This window comes from Novosphingobium kunmingense (assembly GCF_002813245.1).
In the GTDB taxonomy this organism is placed as follows: Bacteria; Pseudomonadota; Alphaproteobacteria; order Sphingomonadales; family Sphingomonadaceae; genus Novosphingobium; species Novosphingobium kunmingense.
In genome coordinates this window covers 40,625-54,858 of record NZ_PHUF01000006.1, presented here as the reverse complement: position 1 = coordinate 54,858, position 14,234 = coordinate 40,625, and the positions used below count along the sequence as shown (strand labels likewise).

10 protein-coding genes are annotated in these 14,234 nt (G+C 65.4%); 6 read left to right on the top strand and 4 right to left on the bottom strand.

From position 1 onward, the window contains the following. The first annotated feature begins 175 nt into the window (after positions 1-175). Both B0I00_RS14915 and B0I00_RS14910 read left to right on the top strand, forming a co-directional pair. Positions 176-886, top strand: coding sequence for a response regulator (locus B0I00_RS14915; RefSeq protein WP_100868223.1), 711 nt, complete (start codon positions 176-178; stop codon positions 884-886). Next, on the top strand, positions 858-2,171 hold the full coding sequence (locus B0I00_RS14910; protein ID WP_100868222.1) for an ATP-binding protein: 1,314 nt from the start codon (positions 858-860) through the stop codon (positions 2,169-2,171). The genes B0I00_RS14915 and B0I00_RS14910 overlap by 29 nt, the downstream gene beginning before the upstream one ends. 51 nt (positions 2,172-2,222) lie before the next feature. Here B0I00_RS14910 and B0I00_RS14905 read toward each other — a convergent pair whose 3' ends face one another. Continuing rightward, on the bottom strand, positions 2,223-3,335 hold the full coding sequence (locus B0I00_RS14905; RefSeq protein ID WP_157812592.1) for a serine hydrolase domain-containing protein: 1,113 nt from the start codon (positions 3,333-3,335) through the stop codon (positions 2,223-2,225). Positions 3,336-3,358: 23 nt separating this feature from the next. Here B0I00_RS14905 and B0I00_RS14900 point away from each other — a divergent pair, with 23 nt between their 5' ends. The 4 genes from B0I00_RS14900 to B0I00_RS14885 all read left to right on the top strand — a co-directional run bounded on the left by B0I00_RS14900 (position 3,359) and on the right by B0I00_RS14885 (position 9,330). Continuing rightward, entirely contained in the window at positions 3,359-4,099 is a 741-nt protein-coding gene (locus B0I00_RS14900; RefSeq protein WP_100868220.1) for a GntR family transcriptional regulator, read from the top strand. Beyond that, the gene (locus B0I00_RS14895) at positions 4,096-5,403 is read left to right on the top strand and encodes a hypothetical protein (RefSeq protein ID WP_100868219.1); all 1,308 of its coding nucleotides are present in this window, start codon (positions 4,096-4,098) and stop codon (positions 5,401-5,403) included. The genes B0I00_RS14900 and B0I00_RS14895 overlap by 4 nt, the downstream gene beginning before the upstream one ends. A gap of 91 nt (positions 5,404-5,494) precedes the next feature. Then, positions 5,495-7,732, top strand: a complete 2,238-nt coding sequence (locus B0I00_RS14890) for a TonB-dependent receptor (protein WP_100868218.1) — start codon at positions 5,495-5,497, stop codon at positions 7,730-7,732. A 104-nt stretch (positions 7,733-7,836) separates the two neighbouring features. Then, entirely contained in the window at positions 7,837-9,330 is a 1,494-nt protein-coding gene (locus B0I00_RS14885) for a carboxylesterase/lipase family protein (RefSeq protein WP_232730286.1), read from the top strand. A gap of 37 nt (positions 9,331-9,367) precedes the next feature. Here B0I00_RS14885 and B0I00_RS14880 read toward each other — a convergent pair whose 3' ends face one another. The 3 genes from B0I00_RS14880 to B0I00_RS14870 all read right to left on the bottom strand — a co-directional run bounded on the left by B0I00_RS14880 (position 9,368) and on the right by B0I00_RS14870 (position 14,204). Further along, entirely contained in the window at positions 9,368-10,366 is a 999-nt protein-coding gene (locus B0I00_RS14880) for a 2Fe-2S iron-sulfur cluster-binding protein (RefSeq protein WP_232730285.1), read from the bottom strand. Positions 10,367-10,487: 121 nt separating this feature from the next. Continuing rightward, on the bottom strand, positions 10,488-11,591 hold the full coding sequence (locus B0I00_RS14875) for an alkane 1-monooxygenase (RefSeq protein WP_100868216.1): 1,104 nt from the start codon (positions 11,589-11,591) through the stop codon (positions 10,488-10,490). Positions 11,592-11,678: 87 nt separating this feature from the next. Next, positions 11,679-14,204, bottom strand: a complete 2,526-nt coding sequence (locus B0I00_RS14870) for a TonB-dependent receptor (RefSeq protein WP_100868215.1) — start codon at positions 14,202-14,204, stop codon at positions 11,679-11,681. Between the last annotated feature and the right edge of the window lie 30 nt (positions 14,205-14,234).

The window sequence follows — 14,234 nt, the reverse complement described above, 5'->3', positions numbered from 1 at the left end:
AGACTTACTCCTTGGTTGACAACTTTCTGTGCCGTCCTTGTCGCCCGAAGGTATTGCGCGGTGATGTCGCGAACGAGCGAAAGTGTGTCAAAGTGTGTCGAGGAAGGGCCGGTGTCGCACTTTGTCACGAAATCGCCTCTGGTGCGCACCCGGCCTGACTGACAAGGTTCCGCCCATGACCGCGAAACGCCCCAGAATCCTTGTTGTCGACGACGATCCCGAGCTTCGATCGCTGATGCACCGCTATCTGGAAGAACACGGCTTCCAGGTGCGCAGCGCAGCCGATGGCCAGGCCATGGACCAGGCGATGCAGCGCGACGGTGCCGATCTGATCGTCCTCGATCTGATGATGCCGGGCGAGGACGGCCTGGCGATCCTGCGGCGGCTGCGCGGCGGCGGGGAAAGCCTGCCGGTCATCATGCTGACCGCGCGCGGCGATCCGGTGGACCGGGTGCTGGGGCTGGAACTGGGTGCGGACGATTATGTTGCCAAGCCGTTTCACCCTCGCGAACTGGTAGCACGGATCAGTGTGCAATTGCGCCGGATCACCAGTGATCGGGCACCGTCGAAGGATGATCTGCTGGTTGTTGGCGGTCTGGAGGTGAACCTTGCGGCGATGAGCGTGAAGCGCGAAGGTCGCCCGATACCATTGTCGTCACGGGAATTCGCCCTGCTGGCGGCCCTTGCCCGCAGCCCCGGGCGGGTTCTCAGCCGCGCGCAGCTGATCGATCGCGCGCTGGGGCGGGATGCGGAAGTGACCGATCGGGTGATCGACGTCCAGATCGCCCGGCTGCGCAAGGCGCTGGGCGATGATGCAGCCGATCCCACGATCATCCGCACGGTTTGGGGTGTCGGCTATGTCCTGGCGGCAAATGGCGATGCTTGAACGGCTGTTCAGCCGCAACATGGCCTTGCTGGTCGGGGTCATCCTGGCCGGGCAAGTTTGCGCTGGCATGCTGGTCCACCGGATGGTGATCAGGCCGCAGGCCGATCGGATCGCCAATGTCACGGCCGATACGGTTGGCGCGCTGTCGATGACGATGGCCGGCCTGCCGGTGACTGCCCAGGACGCGCTGATCGAACGCCTGAACGCGCAAGGCCGGCTGCTCCTGCGGCCGCTGTCCTCTCCACCCGCCGATGGACAGCGCTTTCCTTCGTTCCTTGAAATCAGCTTCATGCAGGTGCTGGCCAAACGGCTTGGCCGCGACGGCAGTCTTGACTGGATTACTGACAGTAGCGATCGCCTGTGGGTCCGGCTTGATCTGGGCGGGCGCGACTATTGGGTAAGCTTGACGCCGCCCCGGCAGCGCAGCGCGATGACCAGCTTGCTGCTGGCGTTCTTCGTCGCCTCGGTGGTGGCGCTGGCCGTCGGGCTGGTGGTGCAGGGCTGGATCGACCGGCCGCTTCGCCGCCTTGCATACGCGGTCGATCGCTACGATGGCCATTCCGGCGCTGAGGCCGTGGCAATCGAGGGCCCGCGCGAGGTGCAGGCGGTTGCAGCCGCGTTTCTGCGGATGGCCGATCGCCTGCGCCAGCAGGAAGCGGACCGCGCGGTCATGCTGGCCGGGGTCAGCCACGATCTGCGCACGCCCCTTACCCGGTTGCGTCTGTCCATCGAACTGATGCAGGATGCCGATCCGGAATTGCTGGCAACGGCGGTCAGGCAGACCGAGCGGATGGAGGCGATGCTCGGGCAGTTCCTCGATTTCGCGCGCGGCTTCGAGGCCGAGGCGTCTGCGCCGGTCGAGGTTGCGGGCCTGGTGCGCAACCTGGCGGCCGACATGGGGTGGGATGGCCAGGTAAGCCTTGACGTGCAGGCACCGCTAGCGGCCACGGTGCGCCCCAAGGCGCTGGAACGTGCGGTTGCCAACCTGGTGGAAAATGCGCTGAAGCATGGCAGTGCGCCGGTCCGCCTGGGGGCCAGGCGCCGCAGCGGCGGGATCGAGATCAGCGTCACCGATCACGGTCCAGGCATCGACCCGGGCGCCCTTGCAAGCCTCCTGCGCCCGTTTTCACAGGGAGAGGCAGCCCGCGGCAAGGACGGCACGGGGCTGGGCCTGGCCATTGCCGACCAGGCAGTGCGGGCGCTTGGCGGGGCCCTGCGGTTCGACCAGATCGGGCCCGACTTCCGCGCTGTCATCGCATTGCCCGATCGCGGCCCGCAAGGGTAATTCTCCCGGATTGGATCGGCCAGCAGCTGCGACCGCCGCAGCCCGCCACGATCACTTGCCAAGCAGCAGGGTGAGGAACTGCCTATCGGACCAGTCGGCGCCACCACTGCGCATCAGCAACGCCGCAAGATCCAGCCTGGCCTGGCGCACGATGGTCAGCCGCTGAGAAGGAATGACATAGAGCCGCTGATCGCCGGCCCCGGCAGCGACCACCATGTCTCTCGGCAGGCCAGTGGGCGACATGGCGAAATCGGCTGTTCGAGTCACGGGATCGCGCGACGCCGATTGGCGCGGAAGCCACCACGTCAACCCGTAGGCCGCGTTCGCCTCGGTTCCTTGGAAGAGCTCTGCGAATGCGTGCTTGTCGACCAACGCCCTGCCGCCCACGGTCCCGCCGGCACGGACGAATTCGCCGATCTTGACCCATTCCCTGGCCGACAGGACCAAGCCCTGGGCCATCAGCGGATTGCCGTCGGGCCCGTTGCGCCATTCAGCAACGCGAACCCCGATCGGGGCGAGCAGCCTGCGCTCGATGTAGGAGCGGGGATTTGGATCCTGGCCTGCCGCGATCAGCTTGCGCCGCATCACCTCGCCAATGATCTGCATCGGCGCGGGGCCATACTGGAACCGGGTCCCGGGCGCGGCGACAAGCGCGATCTTGAGCGAATCCGCATAACCCTGGGGCCGTCCGACTGCCGAGGGCTGACCTGCTGTCATGCTCAAGAGCTGGCGCAGGGTGACGGTGGATTTCTGTGGGTCTGAGCGCCATTCTGTGAGCGTATTGGCCGCGGTTTCGTCGAGCCTCAGCATTCCGTCTTGAACTGCCGCAGCGGCCATCAAGCCGACCAGACTTTTGGTGCCCGACCAGACTTCATGCGGTTCATCCACCTTGGCCGAACTGCAAACGACCTCCCCATCGCGCAGCACCAGCACGGCCAGGCCCTGGTGAGCCTGGGAGTAGGCCAGCGCGACGGAACAACCGGGCAGGGTCTCGCCGATCGCGGCATGGGGAGTGGCCAACGCAGCGGCACCCGCCAGAATCGTAAAAACGCGCATCATCGAAATCCGCTCCAGAACGACCGACTTGCCAGCAGCATTATTATCGATAATATCAACATTATGCAATTGCGCATTGTCGGTAATGGTGAGAGCTACCCGAAACACACTGTTTCACTTGAAGGAAAGCCATGCCCGCCACGGTTGAGGAGGAGCACAAGTCCCCCACGCAGGATCGCGTCATCGCGCGCCTGCTGACCGACGATATCGTCGAATGGCGGATACCACCGGGGACATGGCTACGCGAGCGTGAAATCGCCGCGCGATTCGGCGTTAGTCACGCCCCCGTGCGCGATGCCTTCCGGCAGCTGGCGCGGCTGGGGCTGGTCAAGGTCGTGCCCTGGCGCGGCACGCACGTCATCGATATCGACGAGCATGCCGCAACCGAAGTCTATGAACTGTGGAAGGCGCTGTTCGGGGTGACTTGCCGCCTTGCCGCCCTCGAGATGAGCGACCGCGAGGGCCGCGAGCTGATGCATCGGCTGGTCGAATACAAGGACGTAACCCGGCGGACAGAAAACACTTTCGAACATATCGCCGTCTCGAACCGGATCGGGCGGTTCATCGCCAAGCGCAGCAATTCGCCGCTTGCGCTCGAGCTGCTCGATCGGGTGGCGCTGCTCGCCCGCTGGCAGCACAATGTCTATACCGACAGCTTCATCGAGGCTCATGGCCATGACGCAGGCCGCGAATCGGCAATGCTCTACGAACGGCTGTGTCGCCATATCGTTGCCCGCGAAGCCGATGCCGCCGATGCAGCGGCGCGGGCGCTGATCGCCGTGACCCAAGACCGCTTCGCTGCAGCGTTCGAGGAATACAAGGCCCAGCGCACGAAGGCCAAGGCCGGGCGCCGACGGAACCGGACGCCATGAAGCCTGGCCGATCCGACCGGCGCACGGTGCTGAAAGCCGCGCTGGCCGCGCCGCTCGCCGGATCCGCGAGGGCCGGGGCGGCAGCGCCGGTGGCGGCGGCGTTCACGGCCGAACGGCTCATGGCCGACCTGCGGCTGTTCGCGCAGGCGGGGAACAAGCAAGCCGGCGGGCCGGGTGACGGCCTGACTGCGGACTGGCTGGCACAGCGCCTGACCGAGTTCGGCCTTGAGGTCGAGCGGCAACGGTTCGACGTTCCCTGCTTTCAAACAGCGCATTGCGCACTGACCTTCGACAGCCGCGAGACTGAGCTGGTCGTCCAACCGCCCGTTGTTTTCACCCCCCCTGAAGGGATCACCGGCGCGCTCGTCCTTGCCGAGGTGCCCGGTCGCCTCGACGGCGCGATCGCCATCGTTCGCCTGCCGCATTGGCGCTGGTCGAGCCTGCTCGACAACCGGGTGCGGTCGGTCCTGGAGGACACGGCTCGACGCGGCGCTGCCGCAGTCATAGTGGTTACCACCGGACCTAGCGGAGAGGCGCTGCGCCTCAATGTGCCGATGGCCATGAATGGGACCTTGCCGCTCGCTCTGCTCGCGCCGCGGCTGGCGGGAAAGGTGCTGGAAGCGGCCCGTAACGGACTGCAGGCCCGCTTCGTCCTGACGGGTGAACGGGGGATGCGCCCGGCCGAGAACGTTGTCGGCCGGCGGGACCGTCCGGGGCGGCGCTGGGTGGTTGTATCGACGCCGCGCTCCGGGTGGACCGATTGCGTCGGTGAGCGCGGGCCGGGGATCGCCATCTGGTTGGCGCTGGCAGCCTGGGCACCGCACGCGCTTGCGCGGCACAATTTGCTGTTCGTTGCCACCAGCGGTCACGAATACGAAAATCTGGGGGCCGGACGCTTCCACGACGCGTTTGCGCCACCGCCGGTCGACACCGATTTCTGGCTCCATCTCGGCGCCAATGTTGCCACGCGCGACTATCAGGAGATCCCCGGCGGCCTGCTGCCATTGCCAAGCGTCGATCCCAACCGCTTCCTGATGACTTCGCCCGGACTGGTCAGCGCGGCGCGCGAAATCTTCAAGGGCCAGCCCGGGATCGAAGCGGCCTATCCATCCGACAACGGTGCGGCGGGGGAGCTCACGGAAATCGTCAGGGCCGGGTATCCGCGTCATGCGGGAATCTTTGGCGCGCACCGCCATCATCACGCCGCCACCGACGTTCTTTCGACGATCGTGGCCGAGCCGCTCGCGATCACAGCGATCTCCTGTCGCGAGCTGGTGCGTCGGGGATCCCTCGCGGCGCTCTGATCGTTTCACGACACTGCGGCAGTTTGTGGGTTGACTCGCTGCGCCCTATGTCCGAAATTATCGATAATAAATGTAAAGGAGGGAGAGGATAATGGTTCGGCTCGGACAGCTTCTGTTCTGCACGACGGCGCTCTGGATGACCGCCGCGAATCCGGCGTTGGCCCAGGACGGCTCCGCCGGCACAGGGGACACCCTCGGCAATGGCGGCGAAGCTGGCGCAATTGTCGTGACCGCGCGGCGCCGCGAGGAGCGCCTCGCCGACGTGCCGACCGCCGCTTCGGTCATCTCCGCAAGCGCGCTTGCCGATCGCGGTGGGGCAACTGCCAGCGGCGAACTTCTCGCCGATCAGCCGAGCGTCCGCTTCAACAACCTCAATTCCTCGATCACCTCCGAAATTTCGATCCGCGCCTCGGCAACCGCGCGCGCCACCAATGGCGATCCCAGCGTCGGCCTCTATCGGAATGGCGCCTATATCGCGGGCGGCCCGGTCGGCGGACGCAACTTCACCCGCCTCGACTTCCTCGACATCGGGCGGGTCGAGGTGCTGCGCGGGACGCAGGGCGCGCTCTATGGGCGAAACGCGGTTGGCGGTGCGATCAACATCATCTCCGCCCAGCCCGAATTCGCTGCCTCGGGCTGGGGCAGCGTCCTCTATGGATTCGAGAACGACAGTCTTCAGCTCCAGACTGCGGTCAACGTCCCGCTGGGCGAAGGCGCGGCAATTCGCCTGAGCGGCGATCTGATCGAGCAGGACAAGGGTTTCTTCTATAATCCTGTAAACGACGTCTACTTCGACCGTCAGAAGGGCCACGCCCTGCGTACACAGGCACGGCTCAAGCGCGGTCCGGTCGATGCCGTGATAACGGCGGAAACGCAGCGGCTGACCACGCCGAGCATCCATTACCAGATCTACATCCCCGCCGGAACACCGGGCTTTCCCGGGGGCTACATCCAGGACCAGTTCAGCTATCCGTGGAACACGCCTCCCCGTGCGACCCAGGATGTCGATGGCCTGCAGGCGATCTTCCGCGTCGACCTCGGCAGTGCCGAACTGACCTCGACCAGCTCGTTCCGCAAGCGCCGGAGCGAGTATGACCTCGACAACGATGCCGTGAACCCGACGGAGCTGGCTCGCGCCCGTGCCGCCGGGCAGATCGGCGCGACCACCCCCATCGATCCGAGTGCCGCTTCCTACGTTGTCGATATCACCGACAACTTCTCGCAAGACATCCATGTCGCGGGCACGGGCAACCGGTTCACCTGGCTCATCGGCGCCGAAATTCTGCTGCTGGACAGCGATTTCTCGGTGACCACCACCCGTACGCCCACGCTGGCCAATCCGTCGCCTGGAAACATCGCTCCGGCTCGACTCAATTTCGAAAGCTATGCCGCATACGGCTCGCTGGGTTACGACATCACCGAGAGCCTCAATCTGACCGGAGAACTGCGCTACACGCACGACACGCGCAGCATTTCGGCCCGACAGTACGATCTCGCCACGGGTCTGCCGATCGGCGGCGCGGCGCGGATCATCGACGGCAGGATCGAAGCCGACAACCTTTCGTACAACGCTACCCTAGCATACAAGCTGGTGCCAAATGTGCTGGCCTATGCCAAGGTCGGCAGCAGCTACCGCGCCGGCGGCTTCAACACGCGGCTGTCGGATCCGCGCGCACCCCGACCGGTCGAGGTTCTGTTCGGCAACGAAAACAGCACCTCGTACGAAGTGGGGATCAAGGGCAACCCGATGCGACGGGGCTATTTCGCGATTGCCGGCTATTACACCCGGCTCAAGGACCTGATCGCGCAGGTCGACGACGGCTGCGCGCTGACCAATGCGGCGTGCCCGGTCGCGGCGGTATCCTATCTGACGAACGCGGGGAACGCGAAAAGCTGGGGCATCGAGGCCGAGTTCAGCCAGTCGTTCGACATCGGGGCGGGTACGGGGCGCCTGACGCTGAGCGGGTCGCGCCAGGGCGGCGAAGTCACCAGCGGGCGTTACGACGGACTCGACCTGGCCCAAGTGCCCGATTGGCTTGCCTCGGCGAACCTCAACCTCCGCCAGCCCGTCGCCGACGATGTCCTTCTCACCGGCAACGTTCTGGTGAGCGGGCAATGGGGCGGCAAGCAGGAACTGACCGCGACCTCGGTCGATCTCGACGACTACATCCTCGTCAACCTGCGCGCCGGCCTGGAGTTCGGCAATTTCAGCATCGCCGCGTTCGCCAACAACGTGTTCGACAAGGTCTACTTCGTCGCGCAGGCCCCCACGATCAATCGTTACAGCCAGCCGCGGGTGATCGGCGTCGAAGGACGCGTCCGATTCTGACGCAGGGGGTTCGCCCGCCCGCCCCGGCCCGATCGGCCGGGCCGGCGCGAAAGGCGCGCTCCTGGCTAGGGTGGGCGGCGTGTATCGCCGCGCTGTCGGCGGCGGTGCCGCCCGCCTCGGCAACCACCGCCCCCGAAGTCAGGCTTCGGACGGGCCGGGTGGCGGGCGCCGCGGAAGGCGGGATCGAGCGCTTTCTCAACATACCGTATGCCGCCGCGCCGACCGGCGATCTGCGCTGGCGGCCGCCGCGGTCGGCGGCTTCCTGGCACGGCGTGCGCGACGCCACGCGGATGGGGCCGGCGTGCCCGCAACCGGTCAGGCCCGCCCTCGTCGCTGGCGGACTCGCCGACGTCCAGTCCGAAGATTGCCTCCAACTCAATGTCTGGCGACCCGCGGGCGCACGGCGACTACCGGTGATGGTCTGGTTCCACGGCGGCGCGCACGTGATCGGGTCCGGAACGTTTCCCGCCTTCGACGGCAGCGCCCTCGCCGCGCAGGGGATCATCGTGGTCACGGTGAATTTCCGGCTCGGTGCACTCGGCTATTTCGCCCATCCGGCGCTCTCGGCGGATGCGCCCTGCGGGGAGCCGTTGGGCAACTACGGCTTGATGGACCAGCTGGCGGCGCTGCGCTGGGTCCGCCGGAATATCGACGCGTTCGGGGGCGATCCCGGGGCCGTGACCGTCGCCGGCGAATCGGCCGGTGCGATCGACGTGCTGACGTTGCTTTCGCTTCGCGAAGCGCGCGGACTCTTTGCCCGGGCGATCGTCCAGTCGGGGGTCGGCCTCGCCGATCCGTTCGCCTTGGCGGCGGAAGAGCGTCGCGGAAGCGAACTCGCACAGCGGGCCGGTGCGGGTTCGGCAGCCACGGCTGCCGAGCTGCGCGCACTGCCCGGAGATGCCCTGATCCGGGCCAGCGACGGCAAGTCCGGCGGCTTGCTGGTGGGACCGATGATCGACGGCAAGCTGCTCCGCGAGGCTCCCTGGCGGGCCTTTGCGCGCGGCGGGGCGATCGACGTGCCTCTGCTGATCGGCGCGAACAGCAATGAAGCCAGCGTGATCCTGGCGATGGGTGTGCCGCCGGGCTCAGCCGCGAGCTATCTCGGTCCCTCGCCGGACGCCGTTCGCGCCGCCTATGGCGCGAACCTGAACGATGCCGAGCTGGCCCGCCAGGTACTTGGGGATGCCTGGTTCGTGGCGCCGTCGCGCTGGATTGCCGGGCAGGCTTCCGGGGGCGCGCCGTCCTGGCTTTACCACTTCGATTACGTGCCGAATTCGCGCCGCGGGAAAGCCCCCGGCGCGGCGCATGGCTCGGAAATTCCGTTCGTGTTCGGCACGCTCGACTATTTCGCCTCGCTGGCGGGGCCAGTCAGCACCGAGGACCGCGCGTTCGGCACGGGGATTTCAGCGTGCTGGGCGGCGTTCGTGAAGACCGGGAGGCCGGGCTGCGCGCTCGTCGCCGACTGGCCGCGCTACGACCGCTCGACCGATCGGCTGGCGCTCTTCGGTCCGCGATCGCAGAACGTCGAACACTTCCGCAAGGCGCAGCTCGATCATCTGCTTGGCGTCTTCTTCGCGCGCGAGGGCGGGCTGCGGTAATCGACGCCCAAGGGGGAGCGAAATTCGGTGCCCGGCTTCACCGCCCGCTGCCGCGATCGAGAAAGCGGTCTGCCGAAATGGCGGCACGATCCACGCCTCCGGCGAGCAATTGTGCTTCGGCGAGATCGATCATCGCCGGGGGGCCACACAGATAGGCCTCGTGGGCGGGCAGGTCGGCAACGCCGTCGATCAGCTCGGTGATCAGCCCGCGCGCTCCCTCCCAGTCGCTGCCAGCAGCTTCGTCCGACAATGCGGGCGTGAACGTGAATGGGGCGTGCCAGCGCTTGCGCAAGGACTCGATTTCGTCGAGGGCATAGAGATTGTCCTGTCGGCGCGCACCATAGAGCAGGTGTACCGGGCGGGTGCCGCCAGCTGCCAGCGCCTGTTGCAGGATCGAGACGATCGGAGCGAGCCCGCTGCCGCCGGCGATGCACAGCATCGGTGCCTGGCCGTCCTTGAGGGCGAACTGGCCGAAGGGCGCGGCAACCATCAGCTCGGTGCCGGTGCGATCGGCGCCAAAAAGCCAGTCGGTGAATGCGCCGCCGGGCACATGGCGGATGTGGAAGTGAAGCTGCTGCACCGGCCCGCCCAGCGCCGCGCAGGCAAAGGAATAGCTGCGCGCGCCTTCGATCCAGGGCACGGTCAGATCGGCATATTGCCCCGGCGTGAAAGCGAGCGGCCGGTCGAGTTCGATGGTGAGCCCGATGATATCCTTGCACAGCCGCGGCGCGGCGACGATGGTGCCGCGATAGTCCTCGGCAGCTCTGCCTTGCATGAGCGGCGTATCAACCGCGATGGTCAGGTCGGAACGGGGAATGGCCTGGCAGGCCAGGCGATAGCCGCCGCGCACTTCCTCCCCCTCGAGCGCCAGCGCAGACGGGCTCAATTCGCCAATCTTTCCGGAGACCAGCTTGAACTTGCAGGTCCCGCACGAACCGACCTTGCAATCGTGCGGCATGGCCAGTCCCTGGCCCAGCATCGCTTCGAGCAGCGTCTTGCCAGCGGCAACCTCGATCGTGGTTGGCGTTCCCTCCACGGACACGGTGTTTACTTTGGATTTGCGCAGGAAGGAAAACATCGGCGGGTTGGTCCAGATGGGGCGGGCGGCGCCCGTTGCCGGATGCCGCCCGCCTGGGGTTTGAAGTTTGTTTACGCGATCAGGCGCTGGCCAGCCAGCGCGGCCAGCCGGCTTGCGCATTGGCCTCGTCTGCCAGCTTGCGTTCGCCGGGGGTGGCGAAGCGCTCGTCCCAGTCCTTGAGGCGTGGCTGCGCGATATAGCGGAACCACACTGGCGGGATCAGGCCGGTCGCAAAGCACAGGAACAGCGAGGGCATCTGCGGCGCCTGCGGTTCGGGCTTCAGCGCGTAGAAGGGAATGTGCCCATCGAGGTGATGGTTGATGTGGTTGGTGATTTCCGCACCGATCGGCCGGACGATCGCGCCAAGGTGGTTCCAGGCATGATGGACCTCGATCGGTTCGCCTTCGACCCGGATCAGGCCATAGTGCTGAAAATAGTTGAACCCTTCGACGAACATCTTGGCCATGATCATCGCGCCGATGGCGGTAAGCGCGGCGGCCAGTCCGGCCGTCAGCCCCACGAAGGCGATGATGCCCCCTGAAAGCAGCGGCAGCAGCCACACCGGATTGCGCCACCCCAGCGGGGCGTGGCCCAGCTTGCTCAGGATTTCGGCCGACTTTTCCCAGGTATCCTTGTAGGAACCCCAGCTTGCCTGGAACACGAAGCTGTAGATGGTCTGCCCGCGCCGCGGGGTGTCGCTGTCCTTGGCGGTGTCGAGATGGACATGGTGGGTGACGATGTGGGCGATGTCGCGATTGGGATCGCCATAGAAGGCGCTCAGGCACTTGGCGACATAGCGCGGAAACCAGTGGCGGCGGTGCATCAACTCGTGAGCGACCGGCAGCGTCGGCACCGCCGAAAGCCAGCCCAGGCTGATGAGCGAACCGGCCAGTTGCCAGGCCGAACTATCGGCACCGATGATCGGGTTGATCCCGGTTGCGACCGATCGGGCAAAGGCCCAGACCAGCAGGATCATGCAGGGAAGTTGCAGGTACATCGCAAGATCGCCCGCCAGCGCGGTGCCCTGCGCGCGCATCTTGTGGTCTGCGGGCAGCAGGATATCCAGCGCCATCAGCACCGGAAAGGTTGCCGCGCCCAGCCAGACATAAGTGCCGCCGAGCATGAACCCGATGGCGCCCGCCAGGGTCATGACGGGAATGAGGAAATAGCGCAGTCCGTCCATCGAACGTCTCCCTAGTTGCCCCGTTCAGGCCGCACCTGCCCGGGCAAGGGTGAGGGCGGCGGCGAACCGCCGCCCTCAGGTCTTGTATCAGTATTTGTAGGCGAGCTTCAGGAACCATTCGCGCGGGCGCGAATAGCTGGCCGTTGCGGCGCCAGCGATATCCAGATCGACATAGCCGCCCTGCAGATAGCGCTTGTCGGTCAGGTTGGTGACGCCACCGGTCAGCGTGAAGTGCTCGCTCCTGTCGGTGAACGAGGCGCTGGCGCCGAACACGCTGTAGGCCGGCTGGAACAGCTGCGGGCTGTTCACCGCATCCTTGAACGTGCTGCTCTGGTAGGACCAGTCGCCGCGCAGGGTCAGCTTGCCCATGCTGCCTTCATAGACGTCGGCATTGATCGCGGCCGAAGCGGTCCATTCCGGCACGAAGGCGAATTTCGAGGCCTTGGTGACGGGCGCGGCGGCCAGATCGATATCGGTGTAGTAGGCATCCAGGTAGCCAACGCCAAAGGTCAGGCGGACCTGATCGATCGGGGCAGCTTCGCCTTCGACCTCGAAGCCCTTGATCCGGCCGGCACCGGCATTGCGCACCTTCGGGGCAATCCCTTCGTTCACAACGATCTGCATATCGCTGTAATCGGAGAGGAATGCCGCGATGTTGACGCGCAGGCGCCGGTCGAACAGCTCGTTCTTGAGGCCGATTTCGTAGGATTCGACGAATTCCGGCGTGAACGAGGGGGTTGCGACTTCAGCCGGGAAGATGCGCTGGCTGAATCCGCCGTTCTTGAAGCCCTTCGAATAGGACGCATAGATCAGCGTATTGTCGGTGATCTTGTAGTCCGCCGAGATTGCCGGGGTCCATTCCTTGGCCTTGGCCTGAACCTGGACGGCGGGCATGGTATGGTTGCCGCCCGGGTTAGTCGCCGAAGGCGTGCAGTTCGGCAGCGGGAAGCCGGCCAGCGGACCTGCCGGGAACAGGTTGGCCGCCGGATTGGCCTGTCCGACCAGGCACTGGCTGAACGCAATGAACGCGCCTTGCGGATAAACCGATGCCAGCACCGGATCGAGCTGCGAGCGGTCAGTGAAGATTGTCTGGAACGACGGATCGAACCGCTTGGTTTCATTGGTATAGCGGATACCCGGCGTGATCGAGAACCGGTCGGTCACCTTGATGGTGGCCTGCAGGTACGACGCATAGCTGTCGTTGTCGATAACCCCGCCCGAATAGAACTGGGCGAAGCCGAATTCCAGCGGTTCCTTGTCCTGGCCCTTTTCCTTCAGGTAGTAGCCGCCAAGGACAAACTTCACCCGATCGTTCAGGATGCTGCCGGTCAGCTGCAGTTCCTGCGAGGCCTGCCAGAGATCGATGTTGTTGGTGAGCTGCAGGATATCGTGCGGCGTGCCGTCGAAATCGTATTCGAACACCGACTTCTGATCGCGGTAAGAACTGATCGACTTGAGGCTGATGTCGCCAAAGTCATAATCGAGCGTCAGGTTGACCCCCCACAGGTCGAAGTCCGAACGGTTGTTGCCGCCGGCCCAGGTGGTGTCGGGATCGCCGGTGATCCAGCGGGTGCTGGCGCAGTCGGGATTGCTGGTCGGCGCGAGGGTTCCAGGAACACCGAACCCGCCCCAGGCTGCTCCGCAGGCGCCGGTGCCGGCCCCGTTGGCAGAGATCTTATTCCAGAAATACATCGAGCTTGGCGCGGCGATCACCCGGTTGGAACCACCCGGAGGGGCGCTGTTCGGAACTTCGACGAAGCGCAGCGGCTCGGCCTGGTCCTGCAGTTCGATCAGCGAGATCGCGGTTTGTTCCTCGCGACGGATGTTCACATCGCCGCTCAGGTTGACGGTCAGCTTGTCGGTCGGTTCCCACTTGAACGCAAGCCGGGCGCCGAAGCTGTCCTTGTTGCCCTGGCGGCCGCCGTCGAACAGACGCTTCTGGTAGCCGTCGCGGGTTTCATACGAGGCAACGGCGCGCATCGCGAGATTGTCGCTGAGCGGCACGTTGATCATGCCCTTGAAATCGGCGCGGTTGAACCGGCCGGTCGCCGCTTCGAGCTTCATGTCGAATTCGTGTTGCGGCTGCACCGAATTGACGACGATCGCGCCGCCGATGGTGTTCTTGCCGAACAGCGTGCCCTGCGGCCCGCGCAAGATCTGCACGTCGGCAATGTCCGACATGTCGAGCAGCGCGCCAACCGAGCGCGCGACATAGACGCCATCGACATAGACGCCCACGCCGGGATCGACGGTGATGTTGAAATCGGTCTGGCCGACGCCGCGGATGAAGGCGGTGAGCGACGCGCTCGAGCCCGAGATGTTGGCCACCGGCTGGATGTTCACGTTGGGCGCGAACTTGGCCACCTGGGCAACGTTGTTGATCTGCCGCGATTCAAGCATTTCCGCGTTCATCGCGGTGATCGCGACAGGCGTTTCCTGCAGGTTCTCGGACCGCTTGCGCGCGGTGACGGTGATCTCTTCAAGACCGCCGTTATTCTGCTCCTCGGCCTGAGCAGCGCCAGAAGCCGCGTCTTGGGCCTGTGCCGCAACGGGTGCCAGACAGGCCAGGCCTATGATGGCCGACGTGCTGGCGCAAAGCGCAATCTTCCTCATGTTTAATTCTCCCTTTGTTAACGTAGTAAT

What these genes read in the sequence shown, in the direction of transcription:
- B0I00_RS14900 (WP_100868220.1), top strand. Translation starts at nt 3,359, where the DNA reads ATGCCCGCCACGGTTGAGGAGGAGCACAAGTCCCCCACGCAGGATCGC.
- B0I00_RS14895 (WP_100868219.1), top strand. Translation starts at nt 4,096, where the DNA reads ATGAAGCCTGGCCGATCCGACCGGCGCACGGTGCTGAAAGCCGCGCTG.
- B0I00_RS14870 (WP_100868215.1), bottom strand. Translation starts at nt 14,204, where the DNA reads ATGAGGAAGATTGCGCTTTGCGCCAGCACGTCGGCCATCATAGGCCTG.
- B0I00_RS14875 (WP_100868216.1), bottom strand. Translation starts at nt 11,591, where the DNA reads ATGGACGGACTGCGCTATTTCCTCATTCCCGTCATGACCCTGGCGGGC.
- B0I00_RS14910 (WP_100868222.1), top strand. Translation starts at nt 858, where the DNA reads ATGTCCTGGCGGCAAATGGCGATGCTTGAACGGCTGTTCAGCCGCAAC.
- B0I00_RS14915 (WP_100868223.1), top strand. Translation starts at nt 176, where the DNA reads ATGACCGCGAAACGCCCCAGAATCCTTGTTGTCGACGACGATCCCGAG.
- B0I00_RS14890 (WP_100868218.1), top strand. Translation starts at nt 5,495, where the DNA reads ATGGTTCGGCTCGGACAGCTTCTGTTCTGCACGACGGCGCTCTGGATG.